This is a genomic window from Paenibacillus lentimorbus NRRL B-30488 (assembly GCF_000411595.1).
In the GTDB taxonomy this organism is placed as follows: domain Bacteria; phylum Bacillota; class Bacilli; order Bacillales; family Bacillaceae; genus Bacillus; species Bacillus velezensis.
In genome coordinates this window covers 95,764-121,559 of the sequence record NZ_ANAT01000011.1, presented here as the reverse complement: position 1 = coordinate 121,559, position 25,796 = coordinate 95,764, and the positions used below count along the sequence as shown (strand labels likewise).

The window sequence follows — 25,796 nt, the reverse complement described above, 5'->3', positions numbered from 1 at the left end:
CGTTCAACGCCCGTTATCCACCTTCCCGGTGATATAAAAAATGGCGATCTGCGTTCTGTGCTCAAGCCCCGTTTTCCCTAAAATAGATGAAATATAATTGGCCGTCGTCCCTTCAGAAATGAAAAGCTGTTTTGAAATTTCCCTGTTCGACAGTCCTTTCGCAATAAGCGACATGATGCTGAGCTCTCTTTCAGTAAACTGGCTTTCATCAATCTGATGCGCGGCTTCCGCCGGTCGGAAAAGGCTGTCTTTTATTTTGTCCAGCACGGTGTCCTGAAGGATGCTGTGCCCGTTGAAAACGCTTTTGATCGCATCGCGGATCCGTTCCGGTTCGGTGTTTTTTAATAAATATCCTTTCGCGCCGTTTTTAATTGCTTCTAAAATATACTCATCATCGTCAAATGTCGTCAGGATCATCGGCTTCGTATCCGTTTCCTCAGCGATCCGTTTTGCGGCTTCGACGCCGTTCATCACCGGCATGCGGACGTCCAGCAAGGCGATATCGACGGGGTTGTGTTTACAATACTCTGCCGCCTCGAGTCCGTTTTCCAACGTTGCCGATACAGTAAATTCCTCATATGTATGCAAAATGATTTTCATTCCTTCTCTGATGAAAGAATTATCATCCGCGATAATGACATTAATCTTCATAGCCGCACCCTTTGTGTGTTTTTGTTTCATTATATACCATCCGATTTTAAATCAAAAAGCCTCCCGGCGAAAGGTGCGCGGAAGGCAGATCGGTCAAGCGGGCTTTTTCAATTGGATGAAAAACAGCATCAGAAAAGAAATGATCACAATACAGATCACCCACACCCAGGCGAGTGTTTCATTGCCGGAGTCCATCGCGACGTAAATCGCCGTCGGCAACGTTTGGGTGACGCCGGGAATATTTCCCGCAAACATTAAAGTCGCCCCGAATTCACCTAGCGCCCTTGCAATACTGAGAATGCTTCCGGTCAAGAGGGAGGGAAAGGCAAGCGGGACGGAAATACGGGTGAACACCTGCCACCTGCCGGCTCCGTCTACTTTCGCCGCTCCCTCGATGTCAGCATCAATCGCGGCGAAGCCGGTTTTAGCGGACTGATACATAAGCGGGAAGGCGACAATGGCCGAAGCGATTACCGCGGCCGACCACGTGAAAATGACGGGCTGGTGAAAAATCCGCTCAATCGCCCGGCCGATAAAGCTGTGTTTCCCGAAAATGATAATGAGAATGAAGCCGACAACGGTAGGCGGAAGAACGAGCGGGAGCATAAACAGAGTCTCCACAGCCGTTTTTCCGGGAAATCGCGCTTTCGCCATCCAGGCGCCGGCAAGCGTTCCGAGAATGATGACGGCGATGCCCGATGCCAAAGCCACCTCAAATGACAGTACGACGGGAGTGAAAAACTCCGAAGCCGTAATGTTACTTGGCAGTAAATCCATATTTCTTAAACACTTTCATCGCTTCATCTGACTGCAGATACTGATAAAACGCTTCTGCTTCTTTACGGTGCTTTGTATCCTTGACGATGCCGACAGGATACACGATCGGATCGTGCGTTTTCGCCGGTGCTTCATCGGTGATTTTCACCTTTTTCGAAATCAGTGCGTCTGTTTTATAGACAAGCCCGGCATCGACATTTCCGGTTTCAACATAAGAAAGCACCTGGCGGACGTCTTTTGCATAGACGACTTTATCTTTTATCTTGTCCCACAGGGATAATGCCGTCAGTGACTGTTTGGCGTATTGTCCGGCCGGAACGGATTCAGGCGTGCCGAGCGCGATTTTTTCCGTGCTGTCTTTTTTCAGGTCATTCAGATGTGTCAGGTGTGCGCTGTTTTTCTCAGGCACGATCATGACGAGATCATTTTTCAAAAGATCCGTGCTGTCCTTTTTGTCGATATCTCTGTCATGAACGAGCTTTTCGAATTTATCTTCGGCTGCCGAGAAGAATAAATCAGCTCCCGCGCCTTGTGAAATTTGTTTTTGCAATGTGCCTGATGATCCGAAGTTGTCTTGAATGGTTACGTTTGAATGTGATTTTTCGTAGTTGGTCTGGATTTCTTCAAGTGCATCCTGAGCGCTGGCTGCTGCAGAAACGGTCAGCGTGACTTTTTCGTTTTGTCCGCCTTTGGACGATTGTCCGGATGAGCAGCCCGCAGTTGCGAGGAAAACGGCCATAGCCGCAGTTGTGAGTAGTGTCGCTTTCTTTTTCAACATTGTGCACCCCTTATAGCTAAATATCATTAGATCAAACTAATTATAACGCAATTGTACGTGATGGTGCGGTTTTTTTTCAATATCTGAACAGTTATAATAAAAACGGAGCGTGATAATATGACAGAAGCCACTTCCTATACAATAGAAGAAGTTGCGGGCCTTTTGAAGGTCTCCAAACTGACAGTATATGATTTGATAAAAAAAGGACTCATTCCGGCGTACAGGGTCGGAAGACAGATGAGGGTCGATGAGGAGGACTTAAAACAATATAAAGCAAACATGAGAATGTCAAAAAAGCCATCCGCAGCAGAAGCGCCTGACCCGTCACGCGGGCGGGAGCCGGAAAAAAGGCAGTCTGTTATCATCAGCGGGCAGGATGTGTCGATGGACCTCCTCAGCAAACAGCTGGAACAAACAATACAGGCGGCTCCTCTCCGCAAGTACAGCGGCAGTTTGAACAGCCTGATCGAGATGTACCGCGGGGCTTGTGACATCGTCAGTCTGCATTTATACGATGGGGAGACGGGGCAGTATAACATCCCGTATGTGAAGCGCATTCTTTCAGGGGAGCCGTTTGCGCTTTTTCATGTCGTGCTTCGTCAGGCCGGATTATATGTGAAAAAGGGCAATCCGCTGAACATTCAGGGCTTTCAGGACTTGAGCCGAAAGGATGTCCGCATCGTCAATCGCGAAAAAGGATCAGGCGCGAGGGTGCTACTGGATGAACAGCTCAGATCATTCGGCATCACGCCGTCTGATGTCGCCGGATATCATGACATTGTCACGGATCATCTGTCAGCGGCTTCACAAGTATCAAGCGGAAAGGCGGATATCGGAGTCGGGTCGCAGCATGCGGCGCATATGGCAGGCACGGACTTTATCCCGGTGATCAGTGAGCAGTACGATGTGGTTGTGTTAAAACAAAACCGGGAGCTTGTTCAAAGCGTGCGGGACATTCTTAATTCTGAGGAATTCAAGTCTCAGCTTTCTCAATTATCCGGATATGATACGAAAATGACAGGACGGCTCATATATGAAACATGAAAAATCCCTCCATATAACGGAGGGATTTTTTATTGCTTATAAAACCGCAGCAGGTCGCCGTTTAATATTTTATCGGAAAGCATCAGCTCTTGTTCCGCTTTTTCTTTCTCATCACTGCACGCGCTCATGTCAGAAAGCGGTTCACCCGTTTTACGGCTGTAACACGTATTTTTCGTATAAATATGGTCATCCGTGATAAAGCTGCCGTTTCTCAGCACCGCAAACGGAGTCCGCTCTCCGGAAAACAGATCATTGCCGAACTGAATGCTGCCTTTCGTTTCAATGCCGAGCAGGTGAAGCAGCGTCGGCCTTACATCAACCTGTCCCGCGGCGGAAGCAATCGTTTCCGGCGCACGGTCGGTCACCCCGGGAATATGAATGATAAACGGCACGCGCTGAAGCTGAACCGTATCAAACGGAGTGATTTCCTCTTTCCCTAAGAATTCGGCAAGTCCTTGATTATGGGCTTCGGATATACCGTAATGATCTCCCATCAGGACGATCATCGCGTTGTCATACAGCCCTTCTTTTTTCAGCTTCTTGAAAAAGTGTTTCAGAGCCTCATCTTCATAGCGGACCGTCGTCACATAGCGGTTTAATAACTCGCTGCTTGTGTCCGGTTCCTCAATGAGCTGATCCTGTTGATCAATTTCAAAAGGAAAATGGTTGGTCAAAGTCAGCAGGCTTGCGTAAAACGGCTGCGGAAGCTTCTTTAATTTTTCCGCTGACTGTTCGAGAAACTCCTTATCTTTCAGGCCCCAGCCTGTTGAATTTTCCTGTGTCACCTTAAATTCATCCGCGTCGAAAAAACGGTCGATTCCGAATGCCCCGTACATCTCATCCCGGTTCCAAAAGGCTTTATGATTGGCATGCAGAACGGCTGAATAGTATTGCTGATCTTTTAACATATGGTACATCGTATTGAACCGGTGGCCGCTTTTTGTAAAAAAACGGCGCCGCTTGAAGACGGATACAGCGAATTCGCAGTAATGAATTCTGAATCTGAGGTTTTTCCCTGTTCAGTCTGCTGATAAAAATGAGTGAAGTCATAACTTTTTTTCGCAGTTTGTTTAAAAACGGGGTAATCTCCCGTCCGCTGACCCGCTCATCCATTACAAAACGCTGTGTTGATTCGAGCGTAACAAAAATCACATTGCGCCCCTTTGCAAGCCCGAATTTTGAATCGGACGGCCTGCTGTAGCCGGCTTGAGTGTAATTCGCGACCGCCGCAAGGCTGTCTTCATCGGCAAACGCTTTAGCCCCTGCATTCAGTGTCTGCGAAATGGTGTCATACAAATGAAAGTGGAACAGGCCGATTCCTTTTACGAGCGCTTCACGATCAAAAGGGTGCTTGAACAGCTTCGGCTGCTCGGCCTCAGACAGCGCAAGGTTGCACAGCATGAGGCCGGCTGATGCCCACGCATACGCTTTAACGGTACGGGCGCCCGCTTTTCCTTGATCGGCTTTATGCCTTTTTCCAAGATAAAACAAAATCGCAATATCCAAAAATAAAGCGATATAAAGCGGGTGAAACAGCTCTTGGACGCTGCTTCCCATATCACCCATATTGCTTGCCTGAAACAAAACCGGTATGGTGATAAAATCAATATAAAACCCGTAAAACACCGTATTCGCGATTAAAATTCCCGTCAGCATCACATTTGCCGAAAGCAGAAAGATCCGCTGTTTTTTTCCGTCAGCAAGAGGGCGATGCCGAACAGCGGCACAATGAAGCTCAGCGGATTAATAAGGAGCAGACATTCCTCAAGAACCGAATTGTTCTGCAGACCGAAACCGAGCTTATACACGGCATAGGTTTTCATCCACATGAACAGGATGGACAGGCATAAAAACCGATGATTGCTGAAAAAGGTTTTCTTCATATGTATGACTCCTCACCCTAAAAGCGAAAAGACGCTTTTTGTTTAAGAGATGCGGCCGTGAACCAGTTCGTATAAATAATAGCAGGATACAATCGTTAAGCCGGCCAGCACAAGCTGCTCCGAAAAGCTCCCCGTTCTCATATAAAGGGGAAGACGGAAGCGGATGGCGGACGGAAACAGCAGTTTAATGCCGTTGACAGTCCATGCGTCAAGTACAAGATGGCTTGCCATTCCGATCATCAGTCCGGCGGAAATGCTCGGATTCGGAATATACGAGGCCGTAATGAAAAACATAATAAGCATAAACAGCAGGCTGTGTGTAAACGTTCTGTGCCCGAACACCGTGCTTACGACTTTGGACAGAACGGGCAGCGTCCTGCCGATTTTACTTTTCGTATGGCATATGTCGGGAATCAGCGCCCCGAGGGCACCCGCTGAGGTCATAAGGACCGGATCATACCCGTAATAATACGCAATTGCGGAACAAGAAGCGATGCCTCCCATGATGTGTGTTTTTCCTGTCATTTTTCGCTTCTCCTTTTTATTTTTGCCAAAATCCCCTGAATTACAAATATATCAAGAGAATGCATGTTTGATCAACAAACTTTACCTGTTCCGCCAAAAGGAAGGAGACGCGGATTCCGCATATTCTGCCGCGGAAAAAGACACATTATAGGTGTACCTATATTTGATAAAGAGGTGATACAGATGGCTTTCTTTAACAAAGAAAAGGAAAAACAGCGATAAAAACAAAACGTCATTCAAGGCGCGCTTGACGACGCCAGTGCAGCGCTGAAAGACGATCCGCTTCAAGAAGCTGTTCAAAAGAAAAAACAACCGCTGACCATATAAGACGGGTAGGGCGAACGCTCTATCCGTTTTCCGTCTAATATTTCCCTTTGACAGATCTTTTTATCTCTGATAACCTCTGAGTAGAATTGAATGATAAAAATCCTCACTCTTTCTCGGTGAGGTAGAGGTTGCGCTTGATGATGAGTCGCACATGCCAGGCTGATAAGGGGCCGCAAAACATGTGTTAAAGGCATCAGCGCCGAAGTGTAAAGAAAGCCGATCCTTCTTTATGCTGGGACTGTATCTGAATAAGTGCAGGACTGCCGCGTGCTTTTTCGCGGAGGGCTATCCGGAGATCAAGGGTGTGTGTGTTTCTTTAAGCATGGACTTTTGTTCAGGCTTTTTTTGCGTGTAAATATGGTCTCGGGGTCTGGTCCGTACGAATGAACAACCAGGAGGTACAGGAATGGAACAGACGAAAAAATGGGGTTTTTGGTTATTAACGGCGTTTGTCGTAGGAAATATGGTAGGCTCGGGCATCTTTTCGCTTCCGAGTACGCTCGCAAAAATCGCGAGCCCGTTTGGCGCCACATCGGCATGGCTTTTAACGGGAGCCGGTGTGTTAATGATCGCGCTGGTCTTCGGCCACTTATCCATCCGCAAGCCTGAGCTGACGGCGGGGCCGCAAAGCTATGCGCGTGCGCTGTTCAGCGATCGGAAAAAAGGGAATGCAGCGGGCTTCACGATGGTGTGGGGCTACTGGGTGGCGAGCTGGATCAGCAACGTGGCGATCATCACGAGCCTTGCCGGATATTTAACATCATTTTTCCCGATTTTAACGGATAAGCGTGAAATGTTTTCGATCGGCGGTCAGGCGGTTACGCTCGGCCAGCTGCTGACGTTTGCCGTATGTACGGTTTTATTATGGGGCACTCACACGATCCTCGTCACCAGCATTAACGGTGCGAGTAAATTAAATTTCGTCACGACGTTTTCAAAAGTATTAGGATTTATCTTTTTTATCATTGCAGGTTTGTTTGTATTTCAAACGTCGTTTTTCGATCATTTTTATTTTCCTGTTCAAACAGGTCCTCACACGGTTGAGGGAATCGGCGGACAGATCCACAATGCGGCGATTTCAACATTATGGGCGTTCGTCGGAATTGAATCGGCAGTCATTTTATCCGGGCGCGCCCGTTCGCAGCGTGACGTGAAACGCGCCACCATTACCGGATTATTGATCGCGCTCAGCATCTATATCATCGTGACATTGATTACGATGGGCGTGCTTCCGCATGGTAAGCTTGTCGGCTCGGAAAAACCGTTTGTTGACGTATTGTACGCGATCGTCGGCAGCGCGGGAAGCGTCATTATGGCGATTCTGGCGATTTTGTGTCTGTTCGGAACGATGCTCGGCTGGATTCTTCTCGGTTCTGAAGTTCCGTATCAAGCGGCGAAATCAGGAGACTTTCCCGCTGCTTTTGCAAAAACGAATAAACAGGGAAGCCCGGTTGTGTCGTTAATCGTAACGAACGTAATGTCACAGATCTTTATCTTTTCGGTTATTTCCAGGACGATCAGTGACGCGTTTACGTTTTTAACGACGGCGGCGACGCTCGCTTATCTGATTCCGTATCTCGTGTCAGCGTTTTACAGCCTGAAGCTCATTTTTACGGGTGAAACGTATGACGAGATAAAGGGCTCAAGAGTAAGAGACGGTATCATCGCCATCCTTGCCTGCATTTATTCTTTTTACGTCATTATTACCGGAACGGCCGATTTAACGACCTTTATTCTCGGTATCGGGCTGTTTTTCGTCGGTTTGCTGTTATATCCTTTCGTCTCAAAGAAATTTGCAAACAACAGACAATCGGTATGACAAAAAGACATCTCACGTCTGTGAGATGTCTTTTTTTGTTTGCGGCAGCGGATTACTTTTTGACGGCGTGTATATAATGAATGGTCTCGAATGCGGTTAAATGGTCAGTGCGTCCGCTGAAAAAACGGTCATTGACGTCCGCCGGAGATACATGTTCATAAATAAGCAGACCTGATGATTCTAATATTTTTTCGATTTCTTTATAACTGAAACACGATAACATCGGTTCTTTGCCTGCTGCAGCCATTTTCACCATGTTTTCCACTCTGTTTGACAGTCCTCTTTCTTCAAAGAGCGACTCATCTGCATAATCAAACACGATAGAGCTTCCTGGCGGGACTTCGGCAAATAATTGTGTGAGCAGGCGGGAGAGATGCTCTTTCGTAAGATAGTATGATACTCCGAGCAGGCTGAAAAAGGTTTTTTGGCGTGAAAAACCTTCCTGATACAGACGGCTGAAAGAAAGCGAAGCGGCGAAGTCCATCGGTACAAAATGAAGATGATGGGAAATGTCGAGATTCAGATGTTTCAATCTGTTTATTTTGTCTTCCTGTGAAGCGGGATGATCGATTTCAAATATGTCTAAGGCGTTTGTCACCTCAGGATGTCTGAAACAGAAAGTATCCAGACCCGCGCCAAGGATGACATACTGTTTGGCCCCGAGCTTCACTTCATTCAAAAGCACTTCTTCACAATATGCGGCACGGGCTAACGGTGTAGGAGACAGCTGTACTTGAGTCACCCATTTTAAGATGTCATCCGCTTGGCCTTGAAGCCTCTGTGCCATGTCTTTGCTGAAAAATGATATACCTTGAATCAGATGATCGCGGATGTCCGAATGCTCTTTTTCAGAAATCAGATCTTGTGCCAAAAAATCATCAAATATCACCGGGGTGTCGTATTTACTATGGTACGCCCTTCCGAAAGCGGACAGCAGGGAAGTCATACTCGCCTTGTTTTCTTTCATATAAAGATCCTCCGTTATTTTCATCAATCTCCGGCCGGGAGAATCTTATTATACATGTTAATCCAAAAATGTAAATTATAGCATAAATGAATTTTTTTGTCAAGTTTTAAGCGTAATAAAAAGCCGCTGTGACAGCGGCTTCGGGGCTACTTCGTTAAGCTTTTTGTGATGTAGTCGAGCTGGCCTTCAAGTGAGATCGGGTCTGAGAAATAGAAGCCGATCGGATCAATGCGGTAGACATGGTTTTGTTTGACGGCATCGAGGTTCTTCCAGATTGAGCTGTCAAGCACGCCTTTGTCGTCACCGCCGGCCTGCCATGGCCCCATAAAGATGTAGTCTCCCGCGAAGTCAGGCAGTTTCTCGAGTGAAATGCTGGCGTAGCCCGGCCCTTGATTAATGGCTTTTTCCTGCGTCAGTTTTGTGGCCTTCAGCCCGAGTTTGTCATAAATGATGCTTCCGCCGCGGCCGAAGTCTTTACCGAATACATAGATGTCTTTTCCGTTTGTCTGCATGATGGAGATGGTTTTTGAGCCGACCGCTTTTTGAACCTTTGTTTTAGCGGCAGCGGTTTTTTTATCCCATTCAGCCAGCCATTTGTCTGCTTTATCTTCAGTGCCTGTCATTTTCGCAAACTCTTTGAATTGATCAATGTTGCTGCGCTTGTCATATTTAATGGCGATTGTCGGCGCGATTTTTTCCAGTTTTTCAATATCGGCGCCTTGTGTCGTCCAGACAACGATTAAATCCGGCTTTAAGTCAATGATTTTTTCAACGGACGTGCCGTCGCCAATGTTTGTCACACCTTTTGTTTTCCCTTTGTAATAAGGGTTTTTAAATACGTTTTGCGGCGCGCCGACAACATTGATGCCGAGCTGTTTAAAGTCGCCGTAGTAGCCGTCAGCCATGACGACGACCCGTTTCGGGTGCTTCGGAATTTTAATATTGCCGTTTTCGGCTTTATACGTGATGGTTTCTTCTTTTTCAGAAGAACCTTTCGTGTCTGAAGAATTGCCGCATGCGGCCAAAGCGGCGATGAGCAGCATGGCAATCAGCGCTGCGCCGATTTTCTTGTATGTATGGAACATCTGACATTCCTTCTTTCATAAAAATTAGTGATAAAGAGAATCATTATCAGTGTGATTATATCACTGGTTTCATAGAGAAGCACGATCTTTTTTAAGAAAAACTTTCTTTTTTTATATGAAATTAGGTCTATTAAAAGAGAAGATAAAAGTGCTATACTGAAACAAGTCATTGATAATCATTATCATTACCATTCTTGTTTTGAGAAAGGAAGAACGAGTGTTGGGTCTATTGAAAAAGAAACAGACAATGACGGCTCAAGGGGCATCAGGGAGTGAAATCCAGTGGACGGCGCGTTCATTCAGAGCGGCTGTGCTGCTGTGTGCCGGTATTGCGGTTTTATTGATCGGCGCCGCTCTGTCTGTTTCCATCGGAGCTGCCGATATTCATCTGCGGACGGTGTGGGATGCTCTCTTTCACTTTCAGCCGCAAAATACATCTCATCAAATCATACGCGATCTGAGGCTGCCGAGAACCGCCGCCGCCGCGCTCGTCGGGGCTTTTTTAGCTGTGTCCGGAGCGATTATGCAGGGGCTGACGCGGAACCCGCTTGCTGAGCCTTCCATTATGGGCGTGACGTCGGGGTCAGGATTTGCGATCGCATTGGCATTTGCTTTTTTTCCGGGTCTGTCTGCGGCGGGACTTGTTTTGTGGTCCTTTGCGGGAGCGGGAATCGGAGCGCTTATTGTGTTTGGCATCGGCCTGTTTTCAAAAGGCGGGCTGACACCGGTGAAGCTCGCGCTGGCCGGTACGGCAGTCGGCTATTTCTTAACGGGGCTTTCAAGCGCGATTGCGATCCGTTTTGATGTCGCCCAAGATGTGAAGTTCTGGTATGCCGGAGGAGTTGCTTCTGTGAAATGGGAAGGCGTGCAGCTGCTGTTGGCGGCCGGTGTTATCGGACTATTGCTGGCATTTCTGATTGCGCGCTCAGTGACGGTGCTGAGCTTGGGTGAGGAACTGGCCAAAGGGCTCGGGCAGTACACATCGCTTGTGAAAGTAATCGGAATGTTTGTCGTTGTCCTCTTGACGGGGGCTTCAGTCTCAGTCGCCGGAGCCATTTCTTTTATCGGCTTGGTGATTCCGCATATCACCCGATTTTTAGTCGGGGTAGATTACAGGTGTATCATTCCTTGTTCGGCGGTATTCGGCGCTGTTCTGTTAGTCTTCAGTGATATTGCCGCAAGACTCGTCAATGCGCCGTTTGAAACACCGGTCGGCGCTTTAACCGCCCTTATCGGCGTTCCCTTTTTCTTTTATTTGGCGCGCAGGGAAAGGAGAGGGCTGTAATGAATGTAAAATCGAAAAAACCGCTGGCGGTCATGGCCGTTACGTTTGTGCTCATATGCATCGTCTTTTTTATCAGCTTAAACATGGGTGTGATCCGGATTGCGCCTCTTGATACGCTGCGTGTCTTTTTCGGACAGGGGGATGCCCGGGATCAGCTCGTTTTATTTGAATTCAGACTGCCGCGTATGGTGCTGTCATTGCTTGTCGGCGCAGGAATCGCGGTTTCAGGCGCGATTTTTCAGAGCGTGTCTCAAAATGACTTGGCGGAGCCGGGCATTCTTGGGATTAACGCCGGGGCGTCTTTGGCGGTCGTTCTGTTTATCTTCTTTTTCCAAGGGTCAGCTGTTGATCTAAGCATGGCCAGTACATGGCTGCTTCCGGTGAGCGCTTTGGCGGGAGCTTTTCTGGCTGCGCTGCTCATCTATGTGCTGGCTTGGAAAAAAGGCGTTTCACCTGTCCGGCTCGTTTTGGTCGGGATCGGTGTCAATGCGGGGTTTAATGCGCTTCTCTTGATTTTTCAGCTGAAAATGGACCCGCGGGATTTCATGCAGGCGCTTGTATGGATTTCCGGTTCGATTTGGAACGCCAATTGGAAAATGGTGCTGTCCATTTTGCCGTGGCTGCTGGTTCTTTTACCGTTCAGCCTCTATAAAGCCAGGTATTTAAATGTGCTCCAGCTCGGTGATCAGCTGGCGGCGGGGCTTGGCACCAAGGTTGAAAAGGAGCGGCGCGTTCTGCTGATGTCCGCCGTTGCCCTGACCGCGTCATGTGTTGCGGCAGCCGGCGGAATCGCTTTTCTCGGACTCATTGCGCCGCATTTGGCCAGAAGGCTTACCGGGCCGCGCCACCAGACGCTTATCCCGGTTTCAGCTTTGATCGGAGCATTTTTATTTCTGCTTGCCGATACGCTGGCGAGAAATGTGCTTGCACCGTCCGAAGTTCCCGTCGGCCTGGTGATTTCCGTGCTCGGAGCGCCGTATTTTGTATATTTGCTGATGAAAACGAAATAGAGGAAGGAGACTGCCGCGATGAACTCATTATCGGCGGAACAGCTTACTGTCGGTTATGGCGACCGTTTGATAGCGAAAGAATTGGATATCGCCATCCCGAAAGGAAAAATTACAACGCTGATCGGTCCGAACGGCTGCGGAAAATCGACGGTTCTCAAAACGATGTCAAGAATCATGAAACCGAAATCCGGCGCCGTCTATTTAAACGGACAGGCGATCATGCAAAAATCCACGAAGGACATCGCCAAGGAAATGGCAATTCTTCCGCAGACGCCTGAAGCGCCGAGCGGGCTGACGGTGTACGAACTTGTTTCTTACGGCAGGTTTCCGCATCAGTCCGGAATGGGCCGCTTGAGTGATAAAGACCGTGACATGATCAAATGGGCGCTTGAAGAGACGGGGATGGCCGAATTTTACGACCGGCCGATCGAAGCGCTTTCCGGGGGGCAGCGGCAGCGTGTGTGGATCGCCATGGCGCTCGCTCAAGAAACGGAGCTGCTGCTTCTTGATGAACCGACCACTTATTTAGATCTCGCCCATCAGCTTGAAATTTTGCAGCTGCTGGACAAATTAAACAAGGAGCAGGGCCGCACCATTTTAATGGTCATTCATGATCTGAACCATGCCGCCCGTTTTTCCCATTACATGATCGCCCTGAAAAAAGGGCGCGTCATCAAGGAAGGAACGGCGGAGGAAGTCATGACTCCCGGTATATTGGAAGACGTGTTTCAAATTGACGCACAGATTGTAAAAGATCCGCGCACGAACAAACCGGTCTGCTTAACCTACGATTTAATCCGGCATGAAAACGCAACGGTAAGATGAAAAAAAAACGCAGAGCCATTCCGGCCTGCGTTTTTTAGTGCGCCCGGGGCTGCTTTTGTCCGGAGACGCATTTATCCAAAACGAAAAAAACCCCCGCCACAATCAGCTCCTCCGTCGTTGACAGCCAAATCTTTTCAATCAGTTTATCCGTCGTATACGCGGTCATCCAGAGGAACAGCAGCTGAACGGTGCTGGCTAAAAGGAGAAAAGGCAGCCTGCCCGTCCCAAAAAGGTAAAGCTATGTATCATCAGCCGTTCAAGCGGTTCAAAACATAAACCGAGAAGAATAAAAAGCACGGAAAAAGCAGGACGTACGCCATCGATCCGTAGCTCGTCCCGGCTAATGAAAATACGGCCATCATCACGATGAAATACCCGAGTAATACGGCAGCGGCTGCCAGGGCATACCGGAGCACCTGAAGAAAAAACATTTTCGTCCCGTTTTGATTGATCATCTGTTCAGCTCCTTTTCACACAGAGGAGACTTGCAGAGACGGAACTCTGCAAGTCGGTGTGTGTCTTCAGCATTTCTTTTTGACGACAGGGTGTTTCTCTTTCGAAAGAATATCCGTAAAGTCTTTGCCCAGATCCAGATGCTGCTGGACGAATTTCTCAGGAAGCATGGCAAGCCATTGGTTCAGGGACACATCGGCATAGTGGTCATCCTTGAAGATTTCCAGGAAGACGAGCGGCTCATCCCCCAAATTCTCCACATAGTGGCCCATTGCGAACGGAACGTAACCGACATCCCCGGCCTGATAGTTAAATGTTCTTGCATGGCCGTCCGATGCAAAAACCGTCATCCGCCCTTTACCGGAAATATAATACTGCCATTCATGCGTATTCGGATGCCAGTGCAGCTCTCTCATTGCGCCCGGTTCGACCACGACAAGCGCTGAAGCGATCGTTTTGGACACTTTGAAGTTTGTGGAATCCGCGATATATACTTTGCCGCCGTCCGTCTCAGCAGTCGGACCTTCATCCAGCAGGCGGTAAGTGAACGGATAAGGCACTTCGCCGTTCGGGCCTTCCACAATGTCATCTTTCAGCTTCCCGGGAACCGGCTCTTCAAAGATATATTTTTCTTTCCCGGGCAGGCCGGCGAGGTCTTTTTCTGAAACCCCGAAGTTGTTGGCGATGACATCAAGCGGCGTGTGGGCAAGCCAGTCAGTCACTTGGAATGTGCTGTTTTCTGAGAAGGAACCGTCATCAAACACCAAGAGGAATTCACAGCCTTCTTTCAGCGCCTGAATGGAGTGCGGCAGGCCTGACGGGAAGTACCACAGATCTCCTTCCTTCACGTCATCGATAAAACTGCGTCCCTGTTCATCAACGATCGTGACCCGCGCTTTGCCCGTCAGCATATATGCCCATTCGGCTTCTTTATGCCAGTGCAGTTCACGGATGGCGCCCGGTTTTAAACGCATGTTGACAGATGCCAGATTTTCAGAAATCGGCAGCTCGCGAACGGTCACCTCACGCGCGTACCCGCCCTTTTCCAACCGATTATGCACATCTGAGAAAGAGAATTTCATATTATCCACTGTGCCGTGATCCGTTTCCGGCGGCGTCAGCATATCCGGATTTTGGCGGTCTCTTTCAAGATTGCGCGGAATCGTGACGGTCGCCCCTTTGTCTCCTCTGATCGGCTGCGGGATATTGCAGTTGTTTTCTTTTAACATGTAAATCGTCTCCTCTCAAGCTTTGTTTTTTCAGAAAGAGAATGTGAAAGGCCTTTCGTTTTCCCTTCTGCTTTGTTAAGTGATGCGTTCCGATGAAAAGTCAACTTCGTGTGAAAATTAATTTTTCATTTTCTGCTCTTTCAGTTCCGTCATCAGTTCGATCAGGGCGTCAAACTTCTTCTCAAACCGTGTGAGAAGATACATGGCAATCAGAGCCGGAAAGCCGAGATTGCCGATCTGTCTGACCGCTTCTTCTATAAAAACCTGATCCATCACCAGCCACCTCCTGACTTGACCTGCAGTCATGTATATAAGTGAAAGAAAGAACGGCTCCTGTAAACCTGATATCCCGGTTGAGGGTCTTTTTTTTGTTCCGGCAAATCCGGGACATAAGGAATGCGGAATCTTAGTCGGAAAGGAGTAGTTTACTTTTTTTTGCTTTCTTTCATTTAATTTAAATAGGGGGCGGTTTTATGGACTATCAAGTTCTTTTACGGTCAAAATGCAAGGAAATTATGAAACATCCGATCGTTAAACATTTTTTAAGTGACCCAAAGCATTACGAGAAATTTAAAAATGTGCTGGAACATTCAGACGAGAAGGATGCAAAATCACTGGACGACCATTTTAAACAGTTTTATAAGGAAATCCGGATCATCAAATATATGAACTCTATGATCCGGATTTTCTCCATCGATTTTGACAAGCGCATCCGTAAAAATCAGAAGCGCTATCCGCTGACGGTGGATCAGCCGGAGGGAGGTGAAGCGCTTCCCTATGAAATGGGAAAAGACGCGTATGAAGAGTTTCTGCGGAAGCAGGGAGATTTGAGCCAGCATGTCCAAAACCGTGATTTATACGAAGCGCTTCAGACGTTAACCGATAAACAAAAAAGCGTGCTGACGAATATTTATCTTCACGGAGCGACGATGAAAGAGATTGCCGAGTCGCTGGGTGAATCACGGCAGAACATTTCCAATATTCATAAAAAAGGGCTCGACAATCTCAGAAAGCAGCTGGACAAGCAGAAAAAGGGGGAAAATAAGCAGTGAACGGGCCATTTGACTTCAACAAAGAGAACACAGATACCGACGAAATGGAACTTTTGATTTCGCGTTTTTCGCCAATGATAAAAAAAACTGAGCAATACATCATACCAGGAAAGAGAAGACCTTGAACAAGAATTGAAGATTAAAATAGTTGAAAAAGCGGACATGCTGTTATGCCAGGAAGTGCCGGGTTTTTGGGAATTTATTCTTCATCTTATAAATGAAAGCTCCTGACAAAAGCGGCGGAATGATGGATATTCCGCTCTGACAACGTGAGAAAAACGAGAAGAGATGTCCGGTCTCGTTTTTCTTTTCTGTTTCCCCGCAAGACCTCCGCACTAAAAAAGTACCAAATCTTATCCATATAATGATATGATGAAAAAAACAAAGAGAAAGGAACGTCCAAGGTGGAAAATGCGTCAATTTTAATTGTAGACGATGAGAAGGCGATCGTTGATATGGTCAAACGCGTTCTCGTCAAAGAAGGCTATCACAACATTAAGACAGCCGGAAGCGCTGAGGAAGCGATTGAGTTTGTTAAACATGAATCCGCGGATCTGCTCGTGCTGGATGTGATGATGGAAGGCATGTCCGGTTTTGAAGCATGCACCGAAATCCGGAACTATACCGACGCTCCGATCTTTTTTCTGACTGCCCGTTCTTCTGATGCGGATAAGCTGTCAGGATTTGCATTGGGAGCTGACGATTATATAACAAAGCCGTTTAATCCGCTCGAATTGGCGGCGCGGATCAGAGCGACGTTAAAGAGAACCTATAAGCGCGAAGAGAAAGCGGCGGTAAAAACGTATTCATACAGCCATTTTTCCTATTCGCCGCAAAACGCCGAGCTGATCGTCGGGGGCGAGCCCGTCAGCTGCTCCGCACAGCTTCTGCAATTGCTTCAATATTTCTGTGAACACCCTGATGTGGTGCTCTCAAAAGATCAGATCTATGAAAAAGTGTGGGGATATCCGTCTTACGGCGATAACAACACCGTCATGGTTCACATCCGCAAGCTCAGAGAAAAGATTGAAAAAGACCCCAGCAATCCGTCCTATATTGTAACGGTGCGCGGCCTCGGTTATCGGTTTATTCCCGATCAAGGAGAAAAAGGAACCCGCTCATGAGAATGCGCGGAAAATTTCTGCTCCACTTTTTCGGACAGCTTCTGCTTGTCATCCTGCTGATGTCCGTTTTGGCCGTCGCTTCTTTCTTCTATTTGGATTGGCGTTTCAGCGAAGCGGAAGCCAATGCGGGACTGACCAAAGCGACGGCAGACTCGTTTGAAGCGTGGCTTGATAAAAACGAAGACGGCACATGGGATGTCGATGAATTTTTAAAGATGTCGGTCAGAAAGCAGAAGGGCTGGCTGCAGATCATTAATGACAAAGAAAAAACGGACTACGCGTACAGAGTGCCGAAAGACGTCCCGAGCCATTACAGCAGAAAAGACCTCTTATCCATTTACCAGTACCGGAATTTTGACAACTACAAGCTGAATTACTGGACGGTCACGATAAATGATGAGACCTATTTGATTCTGTTCGGCTGGAAATCCGCCAGTGAGCAGCTTCTCACTTACATCGAATCACAGGAGCCATCCCTCGCTTCCCTTTCTCAATATAAAAAAAGCACGGTTGATTATATTAAACGGGAAAAAGGGGCGGTCTACCTTCTCGAAGACAGCGGCAGACTGCTCGGGGATATCAACAGCACGAAAAAAGAACGGAACACCGTCAATGAGCTTGAATTGCTGAAATACAGTTCCAAGCCGTGGAATTACAAACGGGAAATTTCTTTTAAAAGACTCGATAAAACGAAATGGATGGTCGCGTCGGTGCCGAACCCCGTGTACATCCCCGATCACGAGTTTAACAAATCATTTTTGAGAAATGTGATGAAAACCCTCTTCCTCTTGATCGGAATCCTGGTATTTATGATCTGCATCCTGACCATTTGGTACTCTTTCCGTTTCGGCTGGCCGCTGTTTCATACCATCAAATGGCTTGTCAATTTATCAAAGGGCCGGCTTGAAGAGCCGAAGAACCGCAAAGGACAGCCGGTCAGCAAAAACAAAAAAGGCAAAACAAAACAGCCGTTCCGCTTTTTCGCCGAGATTTTCGAATCGATGGATCAGCTGACCGACACGCTGAAGCGGGATAAGAAAAACAGAGAAAAAATCCAGGCGACAAGGGAAGAATGGATCGCCGGGCTGAGCCATGACTTAAAAACCCCGCTGAGCACGATTTACGGCTACAGCATGATGCTTGAATCGAAGCAATACGACTGGACACCGGAAGAAGTCAAAGAAATGGGGCAGATCGTCCGGGAAAAATCAGAATATATGTCGAAGCTGATTGAGGACTTAAACTTAACATACCGCCTCAAAAACGCGGCCCTCCCGATCGAACGGCGGCTGATCAACGTCGTGCCGTTTATCAGAAACGTCACGAACGATTTCACGAAAAACACATTCTCGGAAGGCTATGACATCGCCTTTGAAACCAAAAAGGAAGACATTCTTTTCGCCATTGATGAAGCGTGGTTCCGCCGTATTCTGGAGAATCTGCTGGCAAACGCGGTTAAGCATAATAAGAAAGGGACCGCCATTCGGGTCGTGCTTGAGGAATCAGCCGAACAGCTCATTCTGAAGGTGAAAGATAACGGAAGAGGAATGGACGATGAAACGATTCACCAGCTGTTTAACCGTTATTACCGGGGAACGAATACGAAGGGGCCCTCAGAAGGAACTGGACTTGGGCTCGCCATTGCCAAAGAGCTGGTTCACCTTCATAACGGAACCATCCATGTCAACAGCAGAATCAGCGCCGGAACGGTGATTACGATTCTTTTTAAAAAAGATTGAGTTTGGACGCCGCTTTGTCGGGAATAACAATAGAAGACTGACAAGCAAAAGAGGTGTTCACACATGGAAGCAGCATTACGAGCAGATACGAGAGCAGTTATCGGAGAAGGCCCTTTATGGGACAAGGATAAGGAATGCCTGTACTGGGTGGATATACTGGGCAGCCAGCTCCATATCTTCACTCCGGCTGACGGAATCAACCGTTCCGTTAAATTCAAATCATTTGTCACGGCTCTGGCCTTGTATTCAAAAGAAGAGCTGGTGATGACGATGAAAGACGGGTTTTACCTGTACAATCTGCGGGAAGACACATTGACGAAGATGAAGCAGCCGAAAGACATGCGGGAAGATATCCGTTTCAATGATGCAAAATGCGACCCGTCCGGCAGATTATGGGCGGGAACGACGAGCATGGAAGGCAAAGAAGAGGAGGCTTCGCTGTACCGTCTGAATACGGACGGCAGCCTTGCCAAAATAAAAGACCAGGTCTCCACCTCGAACGGTTTGGATTGGGATCGGGACCGAAACCTGATGTACTATATTGATACTCCGACGCAGGAAATCGTTTGTTATGCATACGATCCTGAAACCGGAGCCGTATCAGATCCGAAAACGGTCTACCGCTTTCCGGAGTCGCAAGGATCTCCCGACGGAATGACCATTGACCGTGACGGAATGCTGTGGGTGGCTCTGTTCGGAGGCGGCCGCGCCGTCCGGATTGACCCGTTTTTGCATAAGGAAATTGCATCTATCGAAGTTCCGGCGAAATACGTCACCTGCTGCGCGTTCGGAGGCAGAGATTTGAACACGTTATACATTACGACCGCGACGGAAAAATTGACGGAAGCCGAAAGACTTGAGCAGCCGCATGCGGGCGGCCTGTTTTCAGCAGAGCTTGAGACGGGCGGCTGGGAGCCGGTTCCGTTTGCAGGCATGATGTAAAAAAAGCCCTGGCATATGGGGAAGTTCCCATTGTGCCGGGCTTTTTTGTGTTAAATGGAGCGGATGATGCCGCCTTCAACCCGCTGTGCGGTGCCGTTAATGGCAGAAGCAGCTGATGAAGCGAGAAATACAATCGTATTGGCGACTTCTTCCGGGGTTGCATAGCGCTGAATCAAAGATGTCGGTTCATTCACTTTAAAATAATCCCGGACGAAGCTGTCCGTGTCTTCTCCGGCAGCCTTTGCGGCTCCTTCCATGTAAGAAGCGACGCCTTCGGTCCATGTCGGTCCCGGCAGCACGGAGTTGACCGTGACATTCGTGCCTTTCGTCATTTCCGCCATCCCCCGGGACAAGCTGATTAACGCCGTTTTCGTCATTGAATACGGAATCATTTGCGCAAGCGGTTTGACTCCGGCTTCACTGGAGATGTTCAAAATCCGTCCGCTGTTTCTTTCAAGCATTTGCGGCAGAAAACGCCGGCACAGGCGCACGGCGCTCATAACATTCACTTCAAAATACCGAGTCCATTCGTCATCAGACACCTCAGCGAAATCCTTTACTTCAAAAAAACCGAGATTATTGACGAGAATATCGACTTCCCCGATTCCGCCGGCGCGCTTGATCAAGTCATCCGCCTCATCCTGACGCGATAAATCCGCAGCGATGCCGTGAACCGTTCCGTAAGCGGAAAGCTCCTCAACCGTCCGTTCCACAGTTTCTTTTTTCTTCCGTTTACAATCACCTCGGCGCCTTCGGCTAAAAAGCTTTTTGCCGCGGCTTTTCCGATCCCTGAAGTTGATCCTGTAATCAACACGAGCTTTCGTTCAAGCTGTAATTCCATGATAATCCTCCTTTTTACACCATTGTGTAACAGTATACATGATGAATTTTAGTGTGTACGAACAATTTGCTTTCATGCAAAAAGGCCGGATATACAAGCCTTAAAGACTTATAGTATAATTACTGCGAAAAAAGGATACGAATGTCAAAGAGACAATCGTTTACCATAATCAGGGGGAGTTAAAAGAATGAAGAAGATCACTGCCGTCTGGGCGGCGCTCTTGGTCACCGCCTTTGTGATCGCCGGCTGTTCCGGCGCACAGGGAGAAGGAAGCGCGGCCAAACAAAAAGCCGTCTCAACCGAAGCATTCCCGGTAACCATTAAGGATGCCGCGAACGAAAAAGTAACCATAAAGCAGGCACCGGAAAAAATCGTTTCCCTCATGCCGAGCAATACGGAAATTACATACGCGCTCGGACTGGGAGATAAGGTCGCAGGCGTCACGACAAATGATACATATCCGAAAGAAGCCGTAAAAAACCGAAAGTCGGAGATATGAATGTGAACGCTGAAAAAGTCATCGCGCTGAAGCCGGATCTCGTGCTTGCCCACGCGTCCTCTATGTCCGCTTCCGCCGATGCGATGAAGCAGCTGAAAGATGCGGGCATCACCGTCTTAACGGTCAATGATGCGCAATCGTTCCAAGATGTGTACAAATCAATCAGCATGATCGGAAAAGCGGCCGGCAAAGAAAAGCAGGCGGATCAGCTGATCCAATCGATGAAATCCGACCTTTCCGGCATAGAAAAGAAAGCGGCGGCCATTTCTGAAAAAGACGAGAAGAAAGTATTCGTCGAAGTGTCTCCTGACGGCTACACGACGGGGAAAGGCACGTTTATGAACGAAATGCTTGAAGATATACATGCGAAAAACGCCGCCGGCAGCCAGACCGGCTGGGTGCAGCTGACGGATGAAGCGATTGTCAAAATGAATCCGGACGTCATCATTACGACAGACGGCGTAAAGGCCGCTGAAGTGGAAAAACGCGCCGGCTGGGGTGCCGTCAATGCGGTCAAACACCACAATGTCTATTCTGTTGATCCTGACCTTGTCACACGCTCAGGCCCGCGCCTTGTCAAAGGGGTCGAGAAGCTTGCAGAAAGCGTTTATCCTGAAACGTTTAAAAAGTAACCGCCCGCTGGCCTACACGGTCAGCCTGCTGTTTTTAGCCGTTTGTACGGCACTCGGCATTTCAATCGGCAGTCTGCATATTCCTTTATCCGACGTTTTTTTGGATCGGGATCGGCCGGACATCCTCTGTCGATCCCATGAATGTAAATATTATGATCAATATCCGCCTGCCGAGAGTCGTTCTGGCCGCTCTTGTCGGAGCCGCGTTATCCATTGCGGGGGCGGCGTTTCAGGGACTTCTGAAAAATCCGCTCGCCGACCCTTATACACTCGGGGTATCTTCGGGAGCCTCGGCGGGAGCCGTTATCACCTTGTTTTTCGGCATTCAGATTCCCGTCATCGGCCGGTTCACACTTCCGGTTGTCAGCATCGCCGCTGCCATTGCGGTTATGGCGGCGGTTCTGTTTTTCAGCCGCCTCGTTCATGCGTCGATGTCGGTTTCGACGCTCATTTTGACAGGCATTATCATGAATTCTTTTCTCGGGGCTCTTATTTCGCTTGTGATTGCTTTAACGGGAAATGATCTGCTCCCGATTGTCCGCTGGCTGTTGGGAAGCGTGTCAATGAGGGGCTGGGGCTATGTCGCGCTGTTTCTGCCTTTTTTTCTGGCCGGGACGGCGCTTCTGCTTATCAATGGCAGAGAATTAAACATTATGACTTATGGAGAAGAAAAGGCAAGGCTGTTAGGCGTCAGTACAGGAAAAAGAAAACTGCTGATGATCGCCGCCGGATCTCTGCTGACGGGAGGCGCGGTTGCCGTCTCGGGGACGATCGGGTTTGTCGGCCTTGTCATTCCCCACGTGACACGGCTTTTGTGGGGGACGGATCATCGCCATTTACTGCCGCTGTCAGCATTGACGGGCGCCGGGTTTCTCATTTTGGCGGATTTGTTTTCCCGCACCGTCATTGAACCTGTCGAATTGCCGATCGGCATTATGACGGCCTTGGCGGGAGCGCCTGTTTTTGCCTTGATTCTGCTTCGCCAGCATCATGGAGGGAACCGCTTATGATCAGAGTGAGCAGCCTGTCCGGCGGGTACGGAGGCCGGATGATTGTAGAAGCTGTCAGTTTTACCGCCGGAAAAGGTGAATTTGTCGGCATACTCGGTCCGAACGGCTCGGGAAAAACAACGCTGATGAAATTGCTGACGGGAATGCTCTCTCCGTCAAAGGGCGAGGTGCTCGTCGCAGGCAGGCCCGCGGGCAGATACAAGCCGCGGGAGCTTGCGAAAATTATGGCCGTTTTGCCGCAGCATACGGAGCAAGCTTTTACATTTACCGTTAAGGAAACAGTGTCCTTCGGCAGATACCCGTATCAAAAAGGACTCTTCAGACAGATGGATCAACATGACGAAGACATTGTCCGGGAAGCGATGGAAATGACGGGCATCGACCGATATGCGCAGCAATCCGTTCGCAATCTGAGCGGAGGGGAGCGGCAGCGCGTCTATCTGGCGCAGGCGCTGGCTCAGCAGCCTGAGGTGCTCTGTCTGGATGAGCCGACGACCTTTCTTGATCTCAAATATCAAAAAGACTTGCTTGATACGGTAAAGCGGCTGACGAGAGAAAGAGGCCTGACGGTCATCAGTATTTTTCACGACCTCAACGCCGCAAGCCAATATTGTGATCAGCTCCTGATGATGAAAGACGGACGCGCTTTTCCGAAGCAGACGCCGGATCGGGCTTTAAAAAAAGAGACGATTGAAGACATTTACGGCATCACCGTCAGCGCTGTTGCCCAGCAATCGTCGCCGAAACCGCTGATCTCTTTTATGCCGGAAGCGCGGGAGGAAGGAGAGCCCGCCGGCGTTCCGTTCGCCTCTCTGATAAACAAAAGCGGAAATACCGTAACGCTTCATACAGAACGGCCGTTCAGAATGCTGTCAACCGCATCTGACGGCCCGGGCTTTTCGTGGAGCCGCCGGCTTTCGGGCTCAGCGGCAGCTGGTTTGATCTGCCGTACGTTTGATTCGGTTACGATAGCCGTGACTGCGCAGTATACCGTTTGGGTGCTGATCAGCGGACGTTTATCGGAACAGGGATTTGTTCGGCTGTTAACGGCAGCGGCTGAAGCGAGAATGCAAGCTCTTTCCGGCAGACAGGCAAAAGGCGACATTGTCATTTGTGCCTTGCAGACAGGAGAGACAATGGACGTCCCTCACGCGGAAAGAGCCGTCAGAAGAGGAACCGCGGCATGTGTAAAAGCGGCGGAAGAAGGAGGAATACAACGATGAAGCTGTATACGAAAACCGGCGATAAAGGACAGACAAGCCTGATCGGCGGCAGAACGGATAAAGACAGTCTGCGGGTTGAAAGCTACGGGACGATCGATGAGCTGAACAGCTTTATCGGGCTTGCGCTTGCGGAGCTTGATGATTGTGAGAATTGCGGTGATGTGAAAGCCGAACTCCGAATCATTCAGCATGAGCTGTTTGACTGCGGCGGCGACTTGGCGACGGTCACTGAACATAGAAGCTATACATTAAGAGAGACATCTATTTCCGCATTGGAAGACTGCATAGACCGTTACACGGCTGAAGCGCCCCCGCTTGAGAAATTTATTCTTCCGGGCGGGCATAAGGCGGCTGCTCAGCTTCACATTGCGCGGACCGTCACAAGACGGGCTGAGCGTCTCGTCGTGAAACTGGGCAAAACAGAAGAGATAAACGATACGGTGATGCGTTACTTGAACCGCCTGTCTGATTATTTTTTCGCGGCGGCAAGAGCAGTTAACGCAAGACAGGGCGTTCAGGATATAGAGTATGAAAGAAGCGCCGCGGTATTCCGTGATGATGAATAACGTTTTGTTCAGCCGGCAGCAGCAAGCCGGCTGTTTTTTTATAGAGATATCCATCAATTGAACCTTTATTGACAGAAGGAAAATGTATCTTATGCATTATTGACTGAAAAATTAAAAAATGAGATATTATAAGAAACATTGTAAAATAATGGGGGATTTGATAGATGGATACATATAATAAGAGCGAGAGCATCTGGAATAAAAATTTCACCCTTCTGTTTATCTCGAGGCTTGTTAAATTGTCGGGCGACGGTTTTGCCTTTAATTCCATTCTGTGGTTTTTGATTTTTGATGGGGAAGGCGCGATCGGCACGTCCCTGCTCATTGCGGTTACGTTCCTTCCGGAGGCGATGCTGGCGCCGATTACCGGGCCTTTTATGAAGCAGCATACGCTGAAATTCTGGATGTATTTCTCCGATCTCACGCGCGCGGCGGTCGTGTTGATCATTCCGGTCTGTTACTTTAACGGTTTTTCTCCTTTATGGTTTGTCATGCTTCTCATGATTTTGCATTCAGCCACGGGAGCCGCTTATAATCCTGCATCTATCTCATTAATCCCCAATATTGTCGGAGAAAACAGCCTGCAGAAAGCGAATGCGGTCATCCAGTCATCAGGCCAGATCGTCAGGCTTGCCGCCATTACGCTGAGCGGGGTGTTCTTAACATTTATCAGTCCCGCTTATTCTTTGTTTATCGCTCTTATATTCTATCTTCTATCAGGTTTTCTCGTACTCTTTATGTCATACCAAGTCCAGCATGCCAAAGAGGATACCGTCGCCGTCAGACAGCGCGGGACGTATTTCGGAAGGCTCAAACGGGGTTTCGTTCTTGTCAGGAAACACCAGATTTTATACCCGCTCGCCATCTATTGTATCTTCATGAATTTTGCGGCCGCTCCGTGGGAGGCGCTCTCTGCCGTTTATGTCGCCGAAGATTTAAACATGCCGCCGATCATCTACTCGCTTTTGAAAGCGACAGGCACGGGCGGAGCCTTTTTAATGGGTTTTATTTTGGCTAAGGTGAAGGTGAACAAATACGGTCTCCTGTTTGTGTCAGCGGGAATCATAGAAGGGGCGGCATTTTTCATCACCGGCCTCAACACTTTTCTGCCGCTCGTCTTCCTCGCCGCGTTTGCGTTCGGATCTGCCGTCAGCGCGATTAATGTGCCGGAATATACGATTATTCAGACGTCTGTGGACCATGATGACCAGCCGCAAGTCTATGCCGTCATTCACATGATCTCAAACATATCCATTCCGCTCGGCGCGGTTCTTTGCGGATACGCGGCTAATGCCTTCGGTCCCGGAAAAGTCATTGCCGCCGGCGGTCTCGTTGAAGTCCTGTCCGGTCTCGGAATATTGATCTTTACGAAGCTGGCCAAAGCCGAACGCTCAGATCTCATCAGGGAAAAAGAAGCGAGCATCAGAATATAGATTTTTCGTGAAACGCCCTGCGCCGTCCGGTGCAGCGGCGTTTTTTTATGCGAAGGTCCGGGGGGTTATACGACTCC

20 protein-coding genes, 7 pseudogenes and 1 riboswitch are annotated in these 25,796 nt (G+C 48.6%); of the genes and pseudogenes, 16 read left to right on the top strand and 11 right to left on the bottom strand.

The features are described from left to right. Positions 1-3 precede the first annotated feature (3 nt). The 3 genes from D368_RS07380 to modA form a co-directional block, all read right to left on the bottom strand. A complete protein-coding gene (locus tag D368_RS07380; RefSeq protein WP_003151754.1) occupies positions 4-651 on the bottom strand; it encodes a response regulator transcription factor in 648 nt (215 codons plus the stop codon). Between the two features lie 93 nt (positions 652-744). Then, entirely contained in the window at positions 745-1,428 is a 684-nt protein-coding gene (gene modB / locus D368_RS07375; RefSeq protein ID WP_003151755.1) for a molybdate ABC transporter permease subunit, read from the bottom strand. Then, the gene (gene modA, locus D368_RS07370; RefSeq protein ID WP_071392270.1) at positions 1,409-2,206 is read right to left on the bottom strand and encodes a molybdate ABC transporter substrate-binding protein; all 798 of its coding nucleotides are present in this window, start codon (positions 2,204-2,206) and stop codon (positions 1,409-1,411) included. Before modA ends, modB begins: the two co-directional genes overlap by 20 nt. Positions 2,207-2,323: 117 nt before the next feature. Here modA and D368_RS07365 point away from each other — a divergent pair, with 117 nt between their 5' ends. After that, positions 2,324-3,250 (top strand): substrate-binding domain-containing protein, encoded by a 927-nt coding sequence (locus D368_RS07365; RefSeq protein ID WP_003151757.1) that lies wholly within the window; start codon positions 2,324-2,326, stop codon positions 3,248-3,250. Positions 3,251-3,279: 29 nt separating this feature from the next. Here D368_RS07365 and D368_RS07360 read toward each other — a convergent pair. Next, positions 3,280-5,133 (bottom strand): annotated as a pseudogene (locus tag D368_RS07360) (LTA synthase family protein). A gap of 42 nt (positions 5,134-5,175) precedes the next feature. Then, positions 5,176-5,658 carry a metal-dependent hydrolase gene (locus D368_RS07355; RefSeq protein ID WP_014305800.1) on the bottom strand — a complete coding sequence of 161 codons (483 nt, stop codon included), beginning with the start codon at positions 5,656-5,658 and terminating at the stop codon, positions 5,176-5,178. A 183-nt stretch (positions 5,659-5,841) separates the two neighbouring features. On the opposite strand from D368_RS07355, the pseudogene sspJ reads away from it, so the two are divergent. Beyond that, positions 5,842-5,985, top strand: a pseudogene (sspJ, locus tag D368_RS07350) (small acid-soluble spore protein SspJ). Positions 5,986-6,099: 114 nt separating this feature from the next. Next, positions 6,100-6,281, top strand: a riboswitch (Lysine riboswitch). A gap of 110 nt (positions 6,282-6,391) precedes the next feature. Then, positions 6,392-7,804 carry an amino acid permease gene (locus D368_RS07340; RefSeq protein WP_071392268.1) on the top strand — a complete coding sequence of 471 codons (1,413 nt, stop codon included), beginning with the start codon at positions 6,392-6,394 and terminating at the stop codon, positions 7,802-7,804. Positions 7,805-7,856: 52 nt separating this feature from the next. Here D368_RS07340 and D368_RS07335 read toward each other — a convergent pair whose 3' ends face one another. Together D368_RS07335 and D368_RS07330 are read right to left on the bottom strand one after the other, a co-directional pair. Beyond that, positions 7,857-8,771: a class I SAM-dependent methyltransferase gene (locus D368_RS07335; RefSeq protein WP_071392267.1), complete on the bottom strand. Its 915-nt coding sequence runs from the start codon at positions 8,769-8,771 to the stop codon at positions 7,857-7,859. A gap of 146 nt (positions 8,772-8,917) precedes the next feature. Continuing rightward, positions 8,918-9,856, bottom strand: a complete 939-nt coding sequence (locus D368_RS07330) for an iron-hydroxamate ABC transporter substrate-binding protein (RefSeq protein ID WP_101562421.1) — start codon at positions 9,854-9,856, stop codon at positions 8,918-8,920. A 247-nt stretch (positions 9,857-10,103) separates the two neighbouring features. Between D368_RS07330 and D368_RS07325 the strand changes: the two genes are divergently transcribed. The 3 genes from D368_RS07325 to D368_RS07315 are packed head-to-tail and all read left to right on the top strand — an operon-like array spanning position 10,104 to position 12,976. Continuing rightward, positions 10,104-11,141 carry a FecCD family ABC transporter permease gene (locus D368_RS07325; protein WP_486129242.1) on the top strand — a complete coding sequence of 346 codons (1,038 nt, stop codon included), beginning with the start codon at positions 10,104-10,106 and terminating at the stop codon, positions 11,139-11,141. Next, entirely contained in the window at positions 11,141-12,151 is a 1,011-nt protein-coding gene (locus D368_RS07320; RefSeq protein WP_071392265.1) for a FecCD family ABC transporter permease, read from the top strand. The genes D368_RS07325 and D368_RS07320 overlap by 1 nt, the downstream gene beginning before the upstream one ends. An 18-nt stretch (positions 12,152-12,169) precedes the next feature. Then, positions 12,170-12,976 (top strand): ABC transporter ATP-binding protein, encoded by an 807-nt coding sequence (locus D368_RS07315; protein WP_003151771.1) that lies wholly within the window; start codon positions 12,170-12,172, stop codon positions 12,974-12,976. Positions 12,977-13,010: 34 nt separating this feature from the next. Here D368_RS07315 and D368_RS07310 read toward each other — a convergent pair. The 3 genes and pseudogenes from D368_RS07310 to D368_RS07300 all read right to left on the bottom strand — a co-directional run bounded on the left by D368_RS07310 (position 13,011) and on the right by D368_RS07300 (position 14,931). Continuing rightward, positions 13,011-13,431 (bottom strand): annotated as a pseudogene (locus D368_RS07310) (YrvL family regulatory protein). 66 nt (positions 13,432-13,497) lie between these two features. Beyond that, positions 13,498-14,658, bottom strand: coding sequence for an oxalate decarboxylase family bicupin (locus tag D368_RS07305; protein ID WP_077722824.1), 1,161 nt, complete (start codon positions 14,656-14,658; stop codon positions 13,498-13,500). Positions 14,659-14,775: 117 nt separating this feature from the next. Next, positions 14,776-14,931 carry a YvrJ family protein gene (locus tag D368_RS07300; RefSeq protein ID WP_003151774.1) on the bottom strand — a complete coding sequence of 52 codons (156 nt, stop codon included), beginning with the start codon at positions 14,929-14,931 and terminating at the stop codon, positions 14,776-14,778. A 242-nt stretch (positions 14,932-15,173) separates the two neighbouring features. Here D368_RS07300 and D368_RS07295 point away from each other — a divergent pair, with 242 nt between their 5' ends. From D368_RS07295 to D368_RS07275, 5 genes and pseudogenes are all read left to right on the top strand, one after another. Beyond that, positions 15,174-15,710, top strand: coding sequence for a sigma-70 family RNA polymerase sigma factor (locus D368_RS07295; RefSeq protein WP_087920805.1), 537 nt, complete (start codon positions 15,174-15,176; stop codon positions 15,708-15,710). A 44-nt stretch (positions 15,711-15,754) separates the two neighbouring features. Then, a pseudogene (rsoA, locus tag D368_RS07290) lies at positions 15,755-15,941 on the top strand (sigma-O factor regulator RsoA). 173 nt (positions 15,942-16,114) lie between these two features. Then, positions 16,115-16,834 carry a response regulator transcription factor gene (locus tag D368_RS07285; RefSeq protein WP_071392261.1) on the top strand — a complete coding sequence of 240 codons (720 nt, stop codon included), beginning with the start codon at positions 16,115-16,117 and terminating at the stop codon, positions 16,832-16,834. Beyond that, positions 16,831-18,573, top strand: a complete 1,743-nt coding sequence (locus D368_RS07280; protein WP_070082351.1) for a HAMP domain-containing sensor histidine kinase — start codon at positions 16,831-16,833, stop codon at positions 18,571-18,573. The genes D368_RS07285 and D368_RS07280 overlap by 4 nt, the downstream gene beginning before the upstream one ends. Positions 18,574-18,636: 63 nt before the next feature. Continuing rightward, a complete protein-coding gene (locus D368_RS07275; protein WP_071392260.1) occupies positions 18,637-19,515 on the top strand; it encodes an SMP-30/gluconolactonase/LRE family protein in 879 nt (292 codons plus the stop codon). Between the two features lie 50 nt (positions 19,516-19,565). Here D368_RS07275 and D368_RS07270 read toward each other — a convergent pair. Then, positions 19,566-20,356 (bottom strand): annotated as a pseudogene (locus D368_RS07270) (SDR family NAD(P)-dependent oxidoreductase). Between the two features lie 187 nt (positions 20,357-20,543). Here D368_RS07270 and D368_RS07265 point away from each other — a divergent pair. The 5 genes and pseudogenes from D368_RS07265 to D368_RS07245 all read left to right on the top strand — a co-directional run bounded on the left by D368_RS07265 (position 20,544) and on the right by D368_RS07245 (position 25,719). Continuing rightward, a pseudogene (locus tag D368_RS07265) lies at positions 20,544-21,487 on the top strand (ABC transporter substrate-binding protein). Next, positions 21,450-22,497 (top strand): annotated as a pseudogene (locus D368_RS07260) (FecCD family ABC transporter permease). Before D368_RS07265 ends, D368_RS07260 begins: the two co-directional pseudogenes overlap by 38 nt. Next, positions 22,494-23,720 carry an ABC transporter ATP-binding protein gene (locus D368_RS07255; RefSeq protein ID WP_128574676.1) on the top strand — a complete coding sequence of 409 codons (1,227 nt, stop codon included), beginning with the start codon at positions 22,494-22,496 and terminating at the stop codon, positions 23,718-23,720. Before D368_RS07260 ends, D368_RS07255 begins: the two are co-directional and overlap by 4 nt. Then, a complete protein-coding gene (locus tag D368_RS07250) occupies positions 23,717-24,286 on the top strand; it encodes a cob(I)yrinic acid a,c-diamide adenosyltransferase (RefSeq protein ID WP_071392258.1) in 570 nt (189 codons plus the stop codon). The genes D368_RS07255 and D368_RS07250 overlap by 4 nt, the downstream gene beginning before the upstream one ends. Before the next feature lie 164 nt (positions 24,287-24,450). Beyond that, the gene (locus D368_RS07245) at positions 24,451-25,719 is read left to right on the top strand and encodes an MFS transporter (protein WP_071392257.1); all 1,269 of its coding nucleotides are present in this window, start codon (positions 24,451-24,453) and stop codon (positions 25,717-25,719) included. The last annotated feature ends 77 nt before the right edge of the window (positions 25,720-25,796 follow it).